General features: G+C 63.1%; 10 protein-coding genes. 6 read left to right on the top strand and 4 right to left on the bottom strand.

Annotation, left to right across the window (positions count from 1 at the left end):
• Positions 1-87 precede the first annotated feature (87 nt).
• The 6 genes from ACYCAX_RS07730 to ACYCAX_RS07705 all read left to right on the top strand — a co-directional run bounded on the left by ACYCAX_RS07730 (position 88) and on the right by ACYCAX_RS07705 (position 6,138).
• Positions 88-1,380: an L-fuconate dehydratase gene (locus ACYCAX_RS07730; protein WP_015475554.1), complete on the top strand. Its 1,293-nt coding sequence runs from the start codon at positions 88-90 to the stop codon at positions 1,378-1,380.
• A gap of 53 nt (positions 1,381-1,433) precedes the next feature.
• Positions 1,434-2,282 (top strand): amidohydrolase family protein, encoded by an 849-nt coding sequence (locus ACYCAX_RS07725; protein WP_294978759.1) that lies wholly within the window; start codon positions 1,434-1,436, stop codon positions 2,280-2,282.
• Positions 2,279-3,055, top strand: a complete 777-nt coding sequence (locus ACYCAX_RS07720; RefSeq protein ID WP_460247740.1) for an L-fucose dehydrogenase — start codon at positions 2,279-2,281, stop codon at positions 3,053-3,055. The genes ACYCAX_RS07725 and ACYCAX_RS07720 overlap by 4 nt, the downstream gene beginning before the upstream one ends.
• The gene (locus tag ACYCAX_RS07715) at positions 3,052-3,408 is read left to right on the top strand and encodes an L-rhamnose mutarotase (RefSeq protein WP_460247739.1); all 357 of its coding nucleotides are present in this window, start codon (positions 3,052-3,054) and stop codon (positions 3,406-3,408) included. Before ACYCAX_RS07720 ends, ACYCAX_RS07715 begins: the two co-directional genes overlap by 4 nt.
• Before the next feature lie 63 nt (positions 3,409-3,471).
• Entirely contained in the window at positions 3,472-4,701 is a 1,230-nt protein-coding gene (gene fucP, locus ACYCAX_RS07710; protein ID WP_015475550.1) for an L-fucose:H+ symporter permease, read from the top strand.
• A 99-nt stretch (positions 4,702-4,800) separates the two neighbouring features.
• Positions 4,801-6,138 carry a carbohydrate porin gene (locus ACYCAX_RS07705; RefSeq protein ID WP_294978750.1) on the top strand — a complete coding sequence of 446 codons (1,338 nt, stop codon included), beginning with the start codon at positions 4,801-4,803 and terminating at the stop codon, positions 6,136-6,138.
• Positions 6,139-7,043: 905 nt separating this feature from the next.
• On the opposite strand, the gene ACYCAX_RS07700 is transcribed toward ACYCAX_RS07705, so the two are convergent.
• The 4 genes from ACYCAX_RS07700 to ACYCAX_RS07685 form a co-directional block, all read right to left on the bottom strand.
• Positions 7,044-8,255: a hypothetical protein gene (locus tag ACYCAX_RS07700; RefSeq protein ID WP_367276023.1), complete on the bottom strand. Its 1,212-nt coding sequence runs from the start codon at positions 8,253-8,255 to the stop codon at positions 7,044-7,046.
• On the bottom strand, positions 8,248-8,880 hold the full coding sequence (locus ACYCAX_RS07695; protein ID WP_294978773.1) for a hypothetical protein: 633 nt from the start codon (positions 8,878-8,880) through the stop codon (positions 8,248-8,250). The genes ACYCAX_RS07700 and ACYCAX_RS07695 overlap by 8 nt, the downstream gene beginning before the upstream one ends.
• 575 nt (positions 8,881-9,455) lie before the next feature.
• Entirely contained in the window at positions 9,456-12,761 is a 3,306-nt protein-coding gene (locus ACYCAX_RS07690; RefSeq protein ID WP_460247738.1) for a hypothetical protein, read from the bottom strand.
• The coding region (locus ACYCAX_RS07685; RefSeq protein WP_460247737.1) for a type VI secretion system Vgr family protein at positions 12,758-14,835 on the bottom strand (2,078 nt) is incomplete at its 5' end. The genes ACYCAX_RS07685 and ACYCAX_RS07690, both read right to left, overlap by 4 nt.

Genomic DNA, 14,835 nt, shown 5'->3' with positions numbered 1-14,835 from the left:
GCCAAAAGCGGCTTTCCGAGCCTGTTTCCAATGCAGTTCCGCCAGCGCACAGCAGAGCCTAGACAGGTTCAAAGAGAGAGCACCTACATGACCCGCATTACCCGCGTTCGCGTCGAGGACATCCGCTTCCCCACTTCGCTCGCCCTGGACGGCTCCGACGCGATGAATCCGGACCCGGACTACTCCGCCGCCTATGTCATCCTGGAAACTGACACCCCCGGCCTGGAAGGCCACGGCCTGACCTTCACCATCGGCCGCGGCAACGAAATCTGCTGCACCGCCATCGCCGCCCTGGAACCATTGCTGGTCGGCCTGGAGCTGGAATGGATCGCCGCCGATATGGGACGCTTCTGGCGCCATGTCACCAGCGACAGCCAGTTACGCTGGATCGGCCCGGACAAGGGCGCCATCCACCTGGCCACCGGTGCCGTGGTCAACGCTGCCTGGGACCTCTGGGCCAAGGCCGAGGGCAAGCCGTTGTGGCGCCTGGTAGCGGACATGAGCCCAGAGGAACTGGTGCGCTGCGTCGACTTCCGCTACCTCACCGACTGCATCACCGCCGAGGAAGCCCTCGAACTGCTGCGCGAGCGCGCCCACGGCAAGGACGAGCGCATCCAGGTCCTGCAGGACGAAGGCTACCCCTGCTACACCACCTCCGCCGGCTGGCTCGGTTACTCGGACGAGAAGCTCCGCCGCCTGTGCCAGGAGGCGGTGGACGCTGGCTTCTCGCACATCAAGCTCAAGGTCGGCCGCGACCTCGACGACGATATCCGCCGGGTACGCATCGCCCGCGAAGTCATCGGCCCGCAGCGCAACCTGATGATCGACGCCAACCAGGTCTGGGAAGTCGGCCAGGCGGTGGACTGGGTGCGCGAGCTGGCCTTCGCCAAACCCTGGTTCATCGAGGAACCCACCAGCCCCGACGATGTGGAAGGCCACCGGGTCATCCGCGAGGGCGTCGCCCCGGTGAAGGTCGCCACCGGCGAGATGTGCCAGAACCGCATCCTCTTCAAGCAGTTCATCATGCGCGGCGCCATCGACGTGGTGCAGATCGACTCCTGCCGCCTGGGCGGGGTCAACGAAGTCCTGGCGGTGCTGCTGATGGCGGCCAAGTACGACTTGCCGGTATGCCCGCACGCCGGCGGCGTGGGCCTGTGCGAGTACGTCCAGCACCTGTCGATGATCGACTACCTGTGCATCTCCGGCACCCGCGAGGGCCGCGTGATCGAGTACGTGGACCACCTCCACGAGCACTTCGAAGATCCCTGCGTCGTCCGCGCTGCCGCGTACATGCCGCCGCAGGCGCCAGGCTTCTCGATCACCATGAAGCGTGCGTCGCGGGAACAGTATCGTCGGCGCCCCGCCATCCAACCGACCTAATGAGCTCTTGATGCAACAGGGCCTCGCAGGCCCTGTTCGGGAACAGAACAACAATGACGCCCCGTATCGACGCCCATCAGCACTTCTGGCGCTTTGACCCAGCCCGCTATCGCTGGGTCGGCGCGCACATGCCGCAACTACGCCAGGACTATTTGCCCGGGCATCTGGCGCCCTTGCTCGCCGCACACGGCCTGGACGGCTCCATCGCCGTGCAGGCCCGCGCCGACAGCGAGGAGACCGACGAACTCCTGGCGCTCGCTGCCAACAGCCCCTGGATACGCGCGGTGGTCGGCTGGGCCGATCTGCGCTCGCCAGGCCTGGCCAGTCAATTGCAGCGCTGGAGCACAAACCCGCTCCTGCGTGGCTTTCGCCACCAGGTACAAGACGAGCCGTCGCCATCCACCTGGTTGGAGGACGCCGCCGCCAATCGCGGCGTGGCGCTCCTGCAAGCACACGGCTATGTCTACGAACTGCTGGTCCACGCCAGGGACCTGGCCGCCGCTGCCGACTTCTGTCGCCGCCACGCTGCCCATTGGCTGGTGCTCGACCACCTGGGCAAACCCGACCTCGGCCATGAGTCGCCGGACCAGTGGCGACGCCGGATCGCCCCTCTGGCGGAGCTACCGCACGTGGCCTGCAAGCTCTCCGGCCTGGTCACCGAGGCCGACTGGCAGGGCTGGTCAACGGCACAGCTCAGGCCCTATCTCGAGATCGCCCTGGAGCTTTTCGGCCCACACCGCCTGCTGCTGGCTTCGGACTGGCCGGTGTGTTTGCTGGCCGCCGACTACGCACAGGTCATCGAGCTGCAACGCAGCCTGCTCGACGAGTTGAGCACGGACGAGCGCGCGGCCATTAGCGGAGGCACCGCCTGCCGCCTCTACGAATTCGGAGAAACACGATGAATCTGCAATTGAACGACAAGGTGGTGATAGTCACCGGTGGTGCTTCGGGCATCGGCGCGGCCATCTCTCTGGGCCTGGCCGCCGAGGGCGCAATTCCGGTGATCCTCGGCCACAGCGAGCCGAAGGCCGAGTTCGCCCAGCGCCTGGACGCCTTGCAAGCGCAGGCGCTGTTCATCCGCACCGAGCTGCGTGACGAAGACTCCTGCCGCGCGGCGGTCGAGCAGACCCTGGAGCGCTTCGGTCACATCGATGGCCTGGTCAACAATGCCGGCATCAACGATGGCGTCGACCTCGAGGCCGGACGTAGCGCCTTCATGCATTCCCTGGAGAAGAATCTCATCCACTACTACCTGATGGCGCACTTCTGCCTGCCGGCCCTGCGCGCCAGCCGCGGCGCCATCGTCAACATCAGCTCCAAGACCGCGCTCACCGGCCAGGGTGGCACCAGTGGCTACACGGCCGCCAAGGGTGCGCAACTGGCCCTGACCCGCGAATGGGCCACCTCGCTGCTGGAGGATGGCATCCGGGTCAACGCCGTGATCCCGGCGGAAGTCATGACGCCGTTGTACCGCCGCTGGATCGACAGCTTCGACGACCCGCAGGCCAAGCTCGACTCCATCGTCAGCAAGATCCCGCTGGGCAGGCGCATGACCACCGCCGAGGAAATCGCCGACAGCGTTCTGTTCCTGCTGTCCTCCCGCGCCTCGCACACCACCGGGCAATGGCTGGTGGTGGACGGCGGCTACACCCACCTGGACCGGGCACTGACATGAGCCAGCGGCATTGCCTGGCGCTGGACCTGGCCGACGATCCGCAGCTGATCGCGCAATACCGGCAGGCGCACCAGTGTATCTGGCCGGAGGTGGCCGCCAACCTGCGCGCCAATGGCGTCCTGGACATGCAGATCTGGCAGTTGGGCACCCGCCTGTTCATGGTCATGGAGGTGAGCGAGCGCTTCAGTTTCCAGGCTCTCGACCAGGCCAGCGCCAATTCTCCACGCATCCAGGAATGGGAGACGCTCATGTGGCGCTACCAGAGATCCACGCCCTGGAATGCCCCGGGGCAGAAGTGGGTGCCAATGGACTGCATCTTCAGTCTGGCCGAACAGCCCCAGGCGCCACCTTGACCCACGGCCTGGCCTCCAGCCCCACGCATCATGCTCGAAACAATAACAACGCGAGACAGCATCATGAGCAACGACCCGAGTCTTACCGGCCGCCTATCGGCCAGCCGCACTGCAAACCCGTATCGTTGGGCCTTCATTCTGATCACCAGCCTCTTCTTCATGTGGGGACTGTCGTACGGCCTGCTGGATGTGCTCAACAAACACTTCCAGGAGGCGCTGCATGTCAACAAGGCGCAATCCGGCCTGCTCCAGGCCGCCTATTTCGGTGCCTACTTCCTCGTCGCCCTGCCTGTCGGGATCTTCATGGACAAGCATGGCTACAAGGCCGGTATCCTCGTTGGCCTGTGCCTTTACGCGGCGGGGGCCCTGCTGTTCATGCCGGCCGCCAGCGTGGCGAGCTTCCCACTGTTCCTCTTCGCCTTGTTCGTCATCGCCTGCGGCCTGGGCTGCCTGGAAACGGCGGCCAACCCCTACGTTACCGTCCTGGGCGAAGCCGATAGCGCCGAGCGCCGCCTCAATCTGTCGCAGTCGTTCAATGGGCTGGGGCAATTCTTCGGCCCACTGATCGGCGGCATGCTGTTCTTCTCCACGACAGAAACCCAGCCGTCGCAAGACCTAGGCTCGGTCAAGCTGACCTACCTGCTGATCGCCGCCCTGGTACTGCTCATCGCCGTGGCCATCGCGCGTACCTCGCTGCCGGATATCCGCGGCAACGAAGACGGCCCACAGACCTCCAGCAGCCGTACGCTCTGGCAGCACAAGCACTTCGTCGCCGGGGTGGCCACGCAATTCTTCTATGTCGCGGCCCAGGTCGGTGTCGGTGCGTTCTTCATCAACTACGTCACCGAGCACTGGGCCGGCATCGGCAGCCAGAAAGCCTCTTTCCTGTTGTCGATGGCCATGCTCAGCTTCATGTTCGGGCGCTTCTTCACCACCTGGCTGATGGGCTACATCGCGGCGGCACGCCTCCTGACGATATACGCCTTGATCAGCATGGCGCTCTGCGGGCTGGTCGTAGCGGGTGTCGACGGCGCGGCGGTGATCGCCCTGATCGCCCTGTTCTTCTTCATGTCGATCATGTTCCCGACCATCTTCGCGATAGGGCTCAAGAACCTCGGCCCACATACCAAGCGCGCCAGTTCGTTCATGATCATGGCCATCGTCGGCGGAGCCCTGATGCCTTATCTGATGGGCAGCATCGCCGACCAGATGAATACCGCGGCCGCCTATAGCCTGCCGCTGGCATGTTTCGCCATCGTCGCCTGGTTCGGCTGGAGCCACCGGGCGCACTGACTCCCCCTCGACACAATGACCAGGTCCGGCCTCTACGACAGGCCAGGGAGCCGGCTGTCTGTAAAAACGGCTCATGCCCATAAGACCCAGGGAACAATAATGAAAAAACTACCCGTACTACCTTTGCTAACCTCATTCGGCCTACTGATCGGCGCCTTGCCCCTGCATGCCGCCGAAGCCTTTTCCAGCGACTCGCCGTGGATGCTCGGCGACTGGGGTGGAACACGCAGCAAGCTGCTCGAACAGGGCTACGACTTCACCTTCGGCTACACCGGCGAGGCGGCGGCCAACCTCGGCGGCGGCTACGATAACGACCGCACCGCCCGCTACACCGATCAGGTAACCCTGGGTACGCACCTCGACCTGCAAAAGATCTTCGGCTGGAACGCCACGGACTTTCAGTTGACCGTCACCGAGCGCAATGGCAACAGCCTCTCCAGCGATCGCATCAACGACCCCCGCGCCGCCGGCTTCAGCCAGGTGCAGGAAGTCTACGGGCGCGGCCAGACCTGGCGGCTGACGCAGATGTGGATGAGCAGACGCTTCTTCGACGACCGCCTGGATATCAAGGCCGGGCGCATGGGCGAGGCGGAAGACTTCAACAGCTTCCCCTGCGATTTCCAGAACCTCGCGTTCTGCGGCTCGCAGATTGGCGCCTGGGATGGCGGCGTCTGGTACAACTGGCCGGTCAGCCAGTGGGGCCTGCGGATCAAGTATGGGTTCGCTCCCCAATGGTTCGTACAGATCGGCGCCTACGAGCAAAACCCCTCCAACCTGGAAACCGGCAACGGCTTCAAACTCAGCGGCAGCGGTACCAAAGGCACGCTGATTCCCGTGGAGCTGCTGTGGAAGCCCAGTTTCGCCGGGCTGCCTGGCGAGTATCGGATCGGTGCCTTCCACAGCAGCGCCGATGCCGATGACGTGCTCGAAGGCACCGATGGCCGCCCGCAGCCACTGAGCGGCGGCGACTTCCGCCAGCACAGCAGCAAACGGGCCTACTGGTTGGTGGCGCAGCAGCAGATCACTTCGCGCGGTGGTAGCAACGCCCGCGGGCTCAGCCTGTTCGCCAACCTCACGGTGCATGACGAGGAAAGCAATCCCATCAGTCGCTTCATCCAGTTCGGCGCGACCTACGCCGGCCCCTTCGATGCCCGTCCCAAGGACACTCTGGGCCTGGGCTTCTCGCAAATCCACGCCAGCTCCGACTATCGCCAGCGCCAGGCCATCGCCAATCAGGTCAACGGCGTCTCCGACTACTCCGACCCTCGCTACCTGCCGCTCCCGCATGACGAGTACAACGCCGAATTGTTCTACGGTATCCATGCCACCAACTGGTTGACCATCCGCCCGAACCTTCAGTACGTCCGCTACCCCGGTGGCGTAAAGGAGATCGACGATGCCTGGGTCGCGGGCCTGAAATTCAGCAGTACGTTCTGAGGCCACCGAGGCAACCGGCGACGCCTCTCCAGCCGTAGGTATACGGCGAGAACGATAAGCGCAGACCAGCGACGCTATCCGGATGGCGCTCGCTGGTCCGCTCATGCATCTGCTGGGTTATTGCGTTTCGGCAGCTTCAGCCCACGGTGGCGGTACGAACCTTGCCCCAAATCCTCATGCAGCCACTGAATCATGCCATCCAGTTGGATCGCGTCCCAGGAGGTGGTGTAACTGCCAAGGCTCCGGCAATCGAGCTTGCGGGGATTCAGTTGATCACAGCGGACAACTCCTATGGCAGACGGTGTGCGCCGTGGTCAGCGCGATTACACGCTGACTTTTTAACTGGCGATGGTCGGGCAGATCGAAATAGGCGAAAGAAGCGCATGGCGTCCACGTCTCCTCAGCACGGAGCTCGGCTCGCGCTACAAGAGTTTCCGTGGCGTTACCCTGGTGAAGGCCGATGTCGCCACCCTGGGGAGCCGCTCTATGCCTGAGCGCGGATGCGCCTGCTCAAGTACAGCGACGAAGCCATCTGGGTTACCTGGACCCCAAGCTCCCCTGACCCGCGGGCCCCTCGACCCGGTGCTACAGGTGACCACCGAAGAAACCCCGGACGGCGGCATGAGTCGCCACCTGCAGGCGGCGCCAGACTACATCCTGCCGGTGCAAGGCCGTATCCGCGTGCCGGTACTGCCCGGCTCCTGGCGGATGCTCCCCGGAGTTCGAAGCTCACCGAAGTCACCTATCAGATGCGCGGCGAACCCGGCGGCAACCTGCCATCGTGGCTGGCGAACTGGTTCGTGGTGGATGCGCCGTTCGAATCGCTGAGGATGCTCAAGCTGGTGGCAGAGCATCAGGGGATCAGCAACCGGGCTATTGACGCTCAGGCGGCCGTCATAGACCACTCAGCCACGGTGGATATCGTCGAAATCGTCCCCTTTGGGCGTGGAAACGATGCCCTTGGCCTCCTGGCTTCGGTAATAGGCTTCGACGCTGAGTCGTGGATCGACATGGGGCTCGCGGATACAGGGTTCCTGCTGCCAGGGATAAGCCGCCACCTTGGCACGCAGTTCCCGCCCCGCTCCACGCGACCAGGCCTTGGCATCGATGTCGCGCCAGTAACGGGGCGGTCGCTGCACGACGGCGTCGTGGGCGGCGGTCACAGGGTCCAGATGGCGGCTCTGCTCCAGGATCGGCAGGTCCGGCAGCGGCTGCTCGACGTCCATGTAGCGCTGCAGGGTGTCCCAGACGGCCAGGGCGTTTTCCCGGTTCAGCCCCAGGCTATGAATCTTGAACGCCAGGCACAGCTTGTTGCTGGTGTAGCGGTGCCGCAGCCACAGCACGTAGTCCCGCCCACCGTGGGGCAGAATCTGCAGTTGCAGCGTGGGGTCGAATTCGTAGAAGGGCGCCACGAAGGGCTTGCGCCACCAGGTGCGGGCCATGCGCAGCATGCCGTCGCGGCGGTTAAATTCGCTGCCGTCGTGGCGGTAGCAGAAGGCGTACAGGGTCATCAAGGCATCTGTGCCGACGACACCTACAAGCCCACAGCCGGCGGCCAGCCAGAAAACGCTCTGTTCAGCCCAGAAGCCCCATATAGCCTGCTGACTCCAAGCGATAAAGGAGGCAGTGATACATCCTGCAATTGCCAAAGCCAATACAGCGTAGCGACGACGCACGCTCATCAGCCAGATTCCTAAAAAGAAACCAACGACTCCAACGGCAATTGGTACGAATGTCCGCTCTGAGCCGTGCTTGCGGAGAATCCCCGAAATCTCGGTACTCCATAAAACCCACGGAAGGAAAGAACAGGCCAGCTTCAACAGGAATATCAGCTTAGGAATAGCTGCCGAACCGGTGTTATCGAATCGCCAACGTTCAGCATCGCAAGGCGCGAGCTGCTTTCGCCCTTCCTTTTCCTGCACCTCATAAAGCCGGTGCTTGCCTTCCTCCAACTGCTCCTTGATCTGGATAGGAGAATCCAGCCCCGCATAGCTCCCCCACTTCAGTGGCGTATCGACGATCCCGCCCGACTCTTCGACAGCGGACGCCAGCGGCGGTAGAACACCCGCCCGGTAGGCGGCCGGGCCGTAGGGGAGGCAAGGAGCGCGATCAGCCACGGTGGATATCGTCGAAATCGTCCCCTTTGGGCGTGGACACGATGCCCCTGGCTTCCTGGCTGCGGTAATAGGCTTCGACGCTGAGCTGAGGGTCGACATGAGGCTCGCGGATACAGGGCTCCTGCTGCCAGGGATAGGCCGCCACCTTGGCACGCAGTTCCCGCCCCGCTCCCCGCGACCAGGCCCTGGCATCGATGTCGCGCCAGTAGCGGGGCGGACGCTGGATGGCCGCATCGTGGGCAGCTGTGACCGGATCGAGGTGGCGGCTCTGCTCCAGGATGGGCAGGTCGGGCAAGGGCTGTTCGACGTCCATGTAGCGCTGCAGGGTGTCCCAGACGGCCAGAGCGTTTTCCCGGTCCAGGCCCAGGCTGTGGATCTTGAACGCCAGACAGAGCTTGTTGCTGGTGTAGCGGTGCCGCAGCCACAGCACGTAGTCCCGCCCACCGTGGGGCAGAATCTGCAGTTGCAGTGTCGGGTCGAATTCGTAGAAGGGCGCCACGAAGGGTTTCCGCCACCAACTGCGGGCCATGCGCAGCATGCCGTCACGACGGTTGAATTCGCTGCCGTCGTGGCGGTAGCAGAGGGCGTACAGGGTCATCAGCGCGTCCGCCCCTACGACGCCCATCAGCCCCAAACCTACACCCCACCACCAGATTGTCTGTTCGGACCAGAAGCCCCAAAGGGCCTGTTCCTGCCAAGCAATGAATGCGGCCGTGACCAAGCCGGCTGAAGCCATAGCCAGAGCAGCCAAGCGACGCCATTCGCTCATCAGGAAAAGCCCCGAGAAGGCACCGGCGACTCCCAGAACCGTCACCACCATCGCCCCTCCGACACCTTTCGCATCGAGAATCGATGACACCTTTGCGCTCCAGAGAATCCACGGAAGGAACGAGCAGGCCAGTTGAAGAAGGAAAACGAGCTGCGGAATCTTCGCCGATCCAGTGTTATCGAACCGCCACCGTTCGGCGTCGCAATGAGCCAGCTGCTTTCGCCCCTCCTTCTCCTGCACTTCGTAGAACAGATGTTTGCCTTCCTCCAGTTGAAGCGTCGTCTCCACGGGAGAGTCCAGAGCCGCGTAATGTCCCCACTTCAATGGGGTATCGACAATACCTCCCGGCTCATCGACGGCGCGCGCCAACGGTGGGATTCCCTTGGCGCGGTATGCCGCCGGACCATAAAGGGTGCAGGATTCCTGTGCACTCAAGCTTTGAACTCCGTGATTTCTATTTGCCAGTAAGGCGCATCGCCGGGCTGAACCTTCAATTCTGGTGGGCGGCTATACGCAGGCGCGTATGGTGTCCAAGTCTTGGGACTGGGCTGTGGCAATACGAGCCGTTCATCAGGCAGCTCCTTGCTACCTAGTTGGAACTGACCAATAACCTTCAGCCGCTGGGTGACCTTTCCACTATGCCTCTGCAAGGGCGTGAGAGTGACCTGCGGAAACTGCTTGGGCAAGACATACAGAACCGTCGAGCTATTCAGAGGGTAGGCCGCAAGCTTAGGTTCATTCACTACCTTAGTCTCGACCCGCTCAACGTTGAAAGCTCCGCTGAAGGGCAACACACCGAATTGCTCGGTGGCGAACAATCGGAACTCGTGCTGCGCCTTAAACATCGCAAGCAGCGGAGAATAAACCGTAACTACCCAATCCTCTTCGACGAAAGCTTCGACACTGGCTCTCTGGCAGCTCAATCCCCCTACGGGAGCCGAAGCACGGCGTGACACGTTGATGGCCTGTACCCGCATGCGATCCGGAGCGGGCGCGTTGCGTAGCCAATCCGCGTAGCGAGTCACTGTAATCACTGGTTTACCCAGCAGGCCAATCAATTCGACATAGGCGTATTGCGGATTGCTCAGGTGGGCGAAGCGCGCATCATTGCCCAGCACACTATCGAGAATACCTACCTCGCCTTGCTCGGAACCGAAAGGACCATGCTTGATTAGAACTTCAGCATCGCTGTCGGTCAGCCACCCCGCGACGATACTACCTCCGATGAACAATATTGCGCCGGCCACAAGAGCATACGGGTTCAGAATCAGTCCTGCCGCGTAGGCCGTCCATACGGCGCCGCCGACCGCAGCGACGCCATATGCCAACGCGGCATCAGTGTCACCCTGCCGCCAGGCCCGTCCGGCATCCCACGCGGTAACCAATGTCGTAAGCAACATAGCGCTGGCAGATGCAGCGCGCAGAATCGGAAGCTTGGGACTGCCGGTTTGCTGCGAGAGATTCATAGCCCAACGCGTTGACACTCGTGCGACGTCGAAGCGGGGCTTGTTGAGCATTTTGACCAGCCCCACATCACCAAACAGCGGTATTGCCAGGTTCCCCATAGCAACTGCCAGGTCCGCCACCGCTGAACCTGCGCCAATGTAATAACGGGATGAACCATCTCCCGGCTCGGCGAGCAATCCTGCCATCCCTTCAACCTGCGCCTGCAGGTTGTACATCGCACAGGCAACAGCCACGATCGGCACCGCTCCTGTAGCACTGACCGACTCCACCTTACGATTTACAGTGGACTTCCATGCGCTGAATTTCTGGACCTGTGGATCGTTGGCGGGCGCCACGAGGAACATGGTCCGCCCTAGATTCGAGCTTGGCCGAGGCGCATGGCGAGGGCTGCTTGAAGCAACCACCTTGCCCTCGTGATCGGTAATGGTGCCGTAAAGGAAGTTCTCCTGCCGCAGTTGCATGCGCTCAGCAGCAGTCAAACCATTGCTCAAGCCGCCGCCATTGACGCCGAGGATGCGCAGGTTCTGCGCTCCGGCCTCGCTCTCAGTCATGATCCGAATATTTTTCCAGGTAGGCGAAAGCTTGTTCAGCACACCCACCGAAGGGACGAAGAGGCGCTTGAACTCCACCTGGCGCAGCACTCCGCTCTGCTTGAGTCGACCGATGCAGGTCACAACGCTCGCCGAGAAGGTATCCATGAAGTCACCGATCAACGCATGAACGTTCTTGTACGCCAACACCCGGTCAGTATCGGCGGGATCGATACTGATACCCTGCAGCAGGCTGCTCAGCCCCAGATGTTCCGGCTGCGGTGCGCGTTGTGTCGCGGCCAGCGTCTGCAGACGCTGGACAGCATCGGGGACGGTGTCCGGTTTGCCGCCAAGGAAGTAGCTGGAGAACGGATGCGTACCCTCCAGCAGGCGGGTACAGAGGCTTGCCGCCGCTGCCAGAGCCTCCTTGCCCGACTCCTCAGTGGACAGCGAATCGATCTGGCCCGGACTCTTGCTCAGGCAATCCAGCACCTCGGTCAACAGCGCATAGGGTTCGAGCAAGCGCTCGTCACGACTCAGATGCCACTGCGGCAGCGAGAGACTGGAAGCCGAACCGAACAGGTCGATGATGCGTTGCTGCATGAGCCTGAAATGATCCCTGGCACGACGCCGTTCCTTGTCCAGGATGGCCAGCTTGAACTGCTCGAGATTCACGCAGTCCTGCAAGTCCGCCAGCGGGTTCTTCCCCGGCTGCATAACCGTCCCCTGCAGTACCTGGGCATATCGGCCGTTGGGCTTGTGACCGACCAGTGCATTGAGTGCCAGCAGCTGCCCTTCGGCAAGGCGAATCTGTGCAGCGGCATGGCGCAGGTTGAACAGAGGGTCATCCAGCATCAGGCCGACCAGTTGCGGGTAACCGCGCAAACTCTTTTCGCTCAGCACATCGCTGCCAGCCACCAGCTCAGGCAGAGCTTCAGGCGCCTTGGACTTTTCATAGCCCGCCAGTTCCACCAGCACCTGCTGGTGTTCGCTGATCAGCTCACCAGCAGGGTAGGACGCCAGGTTGGGCTTGAACTTCGACGGGTCGGCCAGCAGCGTCTCGATGCCGTAATCACGAGGACGAAGCCCATCGCTGTGACTGTCGATGACGATGGAGGGCATGGCCTGAGTGGGATACCAGCGCTCACCACCGACCACGGCGGCGGCCCAGGCAACGGAAACCATCTGGCTGACGGCGTTGACCCGGTTCGGGTCCTCCTCCAGCCAGGTGATGAACTCCCAGGTCCAGGGCATTTCGCTGTAGGCCATCTGGTACCTGTCGCCCACCGCACGTCCCTGGATCAGGATCGGTGTCAGCAGGATGCTCTGCTCCACCCCCACCGCCGGGCGCTCATCCGCCGGCTTCTTCTGCTCGGCCTGCTTGCGCCAGTGGGCGATGTCCACCTCGGCGAGCCCGCCCTTGCCGTCGCATAGGGCCTCGCGCCAGAGCTTGCTGTCCTGGAATACATAGATGCAGCCCCGCCGTGGCACCGCCGGGCGCGGTCGCTCACCCAGCTTGTCATGGCCGGGCAGGCGCACCAGCGGCATGATCGCCAGCAGGGTGTTCTGCTGGATCTCCTTTTCCTCGCGGTGGCTGCGCATATCCGCGGCGATGGGAATGCTCAGCTCCCCGCCATCCTTGCGCTTGATGGTCAGGGCGAGTCGGGCACGACGGCTGTCCTCGTACTCGGTCTTCTTGCGTACGCCCTGCTTGATGGATTCATCCTTGAGCTCGCTCATGCGTCCGCCTCCGGATCGAGCAGTTTCACCTGGCCGCCCATCTCGGGATCACCCCACACGTCGACGATCAGCTTGCGTTGGTCAGCCGCCTTCTCCCGCGGTCTGGCAGGGTTTCTCAGCACTGAGCCGGGTGGAGCGGTATCCGCCGGCGTGGGTAATTCCGGCAACAACGGCGCCGCCGGCGTCCCGCTTCCGGGACTGCCGCCACTGTTCATCTTCACCGTGGCGCCGCTGAGCGTGATGCCGCCGGCATCCAGCTTGACGAAGCTGCCGCCGGCCTTGAGCGTCAGTTCGCTGCCCGCTTCCATCACCACTTTCAGGCCGCCGGACAGATGAATCTCCTGGCCGGCCTCGACGAACTGGCCGGTGCCGATCTTGAGGTGCTGGTTGTTACCGACGATGAGGTGGTCGTCGCTGCGCAGCTCCACCTTGCGGTCGCCGTGGGTGGTGCGGTGCTCCTCGGCCCTGAACTCGCTGTAGGTGTTCGCCTCGACCGTGTCGTGGCGTTCATGGCCGATGCGGATGCGCTGGTCGTGCTCGATGTTCTCGTCCCAGTCGCGCTGGGCGTGGATGAAGATCTGCTCCTGGCCCTTGCGGTCCTCGATACGCAGTTCGTTGAAACCATCGCCGCCGGGGTAGCTGTTGGTCTTGAACAGGCTGCGGGTCTTGTTCGCCGGCAGCTCGTACGGCACCTGATTCTCGGCATGGTAGAGGCAGCCGGATACCAGCGGCTGGTCCGGATCACCCTCGAGGAAACTGACCAGCACCTCCATACCCACGCGCGGAATGGCGATGGCGCCGAACTGCTTGCCGGCCCAACTGGAGGCGACACGCAGCCAGCAACTGGTCTTGTCGTCGGCCTGGCCCTCGCGGTCCCAGAAGAACTGCACCTTGACCCGGCCGTACGGGTCGCAATGAATTTCCTCCCCGGCGGGACCGGTCACTACGGCGCTCTGGCTGCCGAGGATGCGCGGCTTCGGATGCTCCAGCGGCGGGCGATAGGGCACGTTCCAGGGCGTCGCGGCGAAACGGTTGCGATAGCCCTGATGGAAGTCGTCCTTGAGCTCGGCGGTGTCACTGCTGATGGATTCTTCCAGCACCTGGGGCTGCTTGCCTTCGTGGTGGATTTCGGTGAGCAGCCAGAGGTCGTTCCAGTCGGCGCGCGGGTGCCCGGCCAACGAGAGGAAATGCCCGCTGCGCAGGCTGGGCTGGTCACTGCGCCCTTCGCAGAGGACGAAGTCGCTGCGGTGGCGCTCCAGCGCGCGCTGGCTGAGGTGCTTGCCGCGCTCGCGGTCGGTGAAGCGGCCGGGGTAGTCGTAGTCTTCGAGGTCCGGCTTGACGTCGCTGCGGGCGGCGCTTTCGAGGTCGAGCCGAGGCTTCTCGAAATGGTAGTCGCGGCGGGTCGTGCGGCTGGTGCGGGTTTCCAGGCGCTGGCCGAAGCGGCGGACCACCGGTACGTCGGCCACCAGGCCGGAATCCTGCTGGTAGGCCAGTGGGGCCAGTTTCGGGAAGCAGGTCTGGTCGTCGCCGAAGACCAGCAAGTGCTGCTGGGCGCTGTGCTCGAAGTGGTAGTGAATGCCCTCCTCTTCGCACAGGCGCTGAATGAAGTGCAGGTCGGACTCGTCGTACTGCGTGCAATAGTCACGCTTGGGATAGACGGTCGGGCCGAGCTGGAAGCGATAGGCGTCGGCGAGGATGCCATGCTCTTCCAGTACCTTGCCGATGATCTGCGGCACGCTCAGTTGCTGGAAGATCCGCTGGTTGAAGCGATGGGCCAGGTAGGCCAGGTGCGGCACCAGGCTGACCTGGTAGCGGGTCAGGCGCTTGCCGGATTCGCCCTGGGACACCCGGTAGACCTGGCCATGAATGCCGGCTCCATCCTGCCCGATGGCCAGGTAGGCGGCCTTGTGCAGCAGGCGTTCCAGCTCCAGCGCGGGGTTGTCGCTGACCAGTTCGAGTTCGAAGTGAAAGGGCTGGTTCAGGGTCTCTCGCCCGGTGAACTCGAGCACCTGCAGATCGCTGCTGGCGTCTTCGATGCTCAGGCTGAAATGAGTCTGGTTGGCCGGGGCGAACA

This window comes from Pseudomonas sp. MT3 (genome assembly GCF_054720805.1).
Note: the sequence above shows the minus strand (reverse complement) of the source record. Positions and strands in the feature narration are given on the sequence as shown.